The sequence below is a fragment of the Nocardioides sp. genome, from assembly GCF_035429765.1.
Lineage (GTDB): Bacteria > Actinomycetota > Actinomycetes > Propionibacteriales > Nocardioidaceae > Nocardioides.
In genome coordinates, this window is sequence record NZ_DAOMFK010000276.1 from 1 (window position 1) to 3,092 (window position 3,092).

5 protein-coding genes are annotated in these 3,092 nt (G+C 71.3%); all 5 read right to left on the reverse strand.

What is annotated here, in order from left to right; all coding sequences use genetic code 11:
* The coding region (locus PLP61_RS16040; protein WP_324503769.1) for a heavy metal translocating P-type ATPase at window positions 1–1,502 on the reverse strand (1,502 nt) is incomplete at its 3' end.
* A gap of 26 nt (window positions 1,503–1,528) precedes the next feature.
* A complete protein-coding gene (locus tag PLP61_RS16045; RefSeq protein ID WP_324503764.1) occupies window positions 1,529–1,681 on the reverse strand; it encodes a hypothetical protein in 153 nt (50 codons plus the stop codon).
* A complete protein-coding gene (locus PLP61_RS16050; RefSeq protein WP_324503766.1) occupies window positions 1,678–1,884 on the reverse strand; it encodes a heavy-metal-associated domain-containing protein in 207 nt (68 codons plus the stop codon). The genes PLP61_RS16045 and PLP61_RS16050 overlap by 4 nt, the downstream gene beginning before the upstream one ends.
* A gap of 93 nt (window positions 1,885–1,977) precedes the next feature.
* Window positions 1,978–2,163 carry a hypothetical protein gene (locus tag PLP61_RS16055; RefSeq protein ID WP_324503767.1) on the reverse strand — a complete coding sequence of 62 codons (186 nt, stop codon included), beginning with the start codon at window positions 2,161–2,163 and terminating at the stop codon, window positions 1,978–1,980.
* Window positions 2,164–2,398: 235 nt separating this feature from the next.
* Window positions 2,399–2,602 carry a cold-shock protein gene (locus PLP61_RS16060; protein ID WP_324503768.1) on the reverse strand — a complete coding sequence of 68 codons (204 nt, stop codon included), beginning with the start codon at window positions 2,600–2,602 and terminating at the stop codon, window positions 2,399–2,401.
* Window positions 2,603–3,092: the final 490 nt, after the last annotated feature.

Here is a 3,092-nt window from a genome sequence, read left to right on the forward strand (position 1 = left end):
GCGAGCAGCCGGGGCCGGCCGACGACCACCGCGTGACCGTCGACGACGCCCTGGACACCGAGCCCCTCGACGTTGGCGAAGCCCTCGGGGGCGAGCAGCGGGGCCCCGGCCCCGGCCGCGACCGCCCGGGCGATGGGGTGCTCCGAGCCCGACTCCAGCGCGGCCGCCAGCCGGCGTACCTCCTCCGCGGACTCGTCCCGGGCCGGGACGGTCCCGACCAGGCTCATCCGGCCCGTGGTGACCGTGCCGGTCTTGTCGAGCACGACGGTGTCGATCCGGCGGGTGGACTCGAGCACCTCGGGTCCCTTGATCAGGATGCCCAGCTGCGCCCCGCGGCCGGTGCCGACCATCAGCGCCGTCGGGGTGGCCAGCCCGAGCGCGCAGGGGCAGGCGACGATCAGCGTCGAGACGGCGGCGGAGATCGCGAAGGTGACCCCGATCCCGCTGCCCAGCCAGAAGCCCAGGGTGGCCACCGCCAGCGTGATCACCGCGGGCACGAACACCGCCGAGATCCGGTCGGCCAGCCGCTGCACCTCGGCCTTGCCGTTCTGGGCGTCCTCCACCAGCCGCGCCATCTGCGCGAGCTGGGTGTCGGCGCCGACCCGGGTGGCGCGGACGACGAGCCGGCCGCCGGCGTTCACGGTGGCGCCGGTGACCTCGTCGCCGGGGCCGACCTCCACCGGCACCGGCTCCCCGGTCAGCATCGACGCGTCGACCGCCGAGCTTCCTGACTCCACGACCCCGTCGGTGGCGACCTTCTCCCCCGGCCGCACCACGAACCGGTCCCCCACCACGAGCCGGTCGGCGGGGACCAGCTGCTCCACGCCGTCGCGGAGCACCGAGACCTCCTTCGCCCCCATCTCCAGCAGGGCGCGCAGGGCTGCGCCGGCGCGGCGCTTGGACCTCTTCTCGAAGTAGCGGCCGGCCAGCAGGAAGGTGGTCACCCCGGTGGCGGCCTCGAAGTAGATGTTGTCGAGCCCGTCGCCGCGGCTGACCGTCAGCGTGAACTCGTGGACCATGCCCAGCTCGCCGGCGGTGCCGAGCAGCAGGGCCACCAGCGACCAGAGGTACGCCGCGGTGACGCCCAGCGACACCAGGGTGTCCATCGTGGTGGCGGCGTGGCGCAGGTTAAGCCAGGCGGCGCGGTGGAAGGGCCAGGCCGCCCAGGTGACCACGGGGGTGGCGAGCAGCAGCGACACCCACTGCCAGCCGGTGAACTGCCACGCCGGCACCATCGCCACGGCGACGACCGGCGCCGTCAGCACGGCCGAGACGACCAGCCGCCGGCGCAGCGCATCGACCTCGTCGGCCCGCTCGACCCGGTCGGTGTGCACGGTGGCGGCGTACCCGGCCTTGGCCACGGTGCTGAGCAGGTCCTCGGCGGGGAGCGTGGCCGGGTAGCTGACCTTGGCCCGCTCGGTGGCGTAGTTCACCGTGGCCACCACCCCGTCGAGCTTGTTCAGCTTCCGCTCGATGCGGTTGGCGCAGGCGGCGCAGGTCATCCCGGTGATGTCGAGCTCGACGTCGCTCACGGCTCACCACCGGGTGCGCTCATGGTGTGCTCGGGCGGGGCGGGCTCGTCGACGACGGCCGGCCCGAGGACGGTGCCGAGGAAGTAGGCGAGGACGAAGACGGCCACCAGCCCCGCGAGGAAGTACGCCGCTCGCGTGGCGTCGCTCATGCCAGGGCGTAGCCCGCCTCGGTCACCGCGCCCTCGACGTCCGCGCGGTCCAAGGGGCGGGTGCTCTCGACCGTGACCTGCCCGCTGTCCAGGACCACCTCGACCGACTCGACCCCGGGGATCTCGCTGATCTCCTCGGTGACCGAGGCGACGCAGTGACCGCAGGTCATGCCGGTCACGGTCCAGGTGCTGACTTCTCTCATCGGATGGAACCCCTTCGTCGCTCCCTCGCGACCCACCGGTCGCGGCGCTGTCAGGGTCAAGCCTAGGCCGCGGCGGAAGCCCGTCGCGCGGGGTCAGTCGCCCTTGCGCGGGTGCGGGACGACACCCAGGATCCGGTCGATCTCCTCCACCGAGAGGGCATCGTCGGACTCGGTGGCAGCGATGATCAGGTTGGTGGTGAGCTCCACCTCGCCCAGAAGGTCGCTGTCTTCGAGCGTCACATCGAACTGGTCGTACACGTTGCCCCCCTCGTCAGTCATCGTCGGGACACTCCTCCGAGCCAGATTGTTCCCCCACCAAGTGTCTATCAAACCCCCCGGAATGGACACTGGTCCAGAGCAACCCATTCTGGACTAGGCCAGGCTGGTCTAGACGGGCCCGCTGCCCTGGTGTCACGGCGGCGGCACCTCCCCTCCGGGAAGCGCAGGGGGCCCCGCTCGGTCGAGCGGAGCCCCATGCGTCATACGTTGCCGGCGAACCGGCTGGCGTCTGTGGTCAGAGAGGACGGACGTTCTCAGCCTGCGGGCCCTTGGGGCCCTGGGTGACGTCGAACTCGACCTTCTGGTTCTCGTCCAGGGACTTGTAACCCTGGGACTGGATCGCCGAGTAGTGCACGAAGACGTCGTCGCCGCCACCCTCCTGCGCAATGAAGCCGAAACCCTTCTCGGCGTTGAACCACTTCACGGTGCCCTGAGCCATTGTGCTCGTTACTCCTTCGTCGGGGCGAGGGCCGTCACCTCGACGACCCGCTCCAGATGCGGTGACACGTCGCTCCGACTTGAGCGCCCCGGTGGGGCCCACGAGAAGAAACGCCGTTGGATCACAAACTCCGCGGGCGTCAGACCTGCTGGAACTTGCACCTGTTGCTGCCCCCACACTAGCAAGGTCCCACCCCCGACCGACAACCCTCGCCCCCCTGTTCGGACAGAATTCACCTCTGGCCGTCCGCAGGCGCGTACGGCGGCAGCCCGGACCCCGCCCGTCTACTGGTGCGTACGACGCGTCTGAGGCCCCACCCACCCCGTCTACTGGTGCGTACGACGCACCTGGTACGCCGTACGCACCGGTAGCCCGACGCGGGAGGGCGGGAGGGGAGGGCCGGTCCGCCGTGGCGGCGCCTGGCTAGGGTGTGACCGGCAAGGGCCGGCGGGTCTCCCGGCCGCCCTTCCCGGGCCTCTAGCTCAATTGG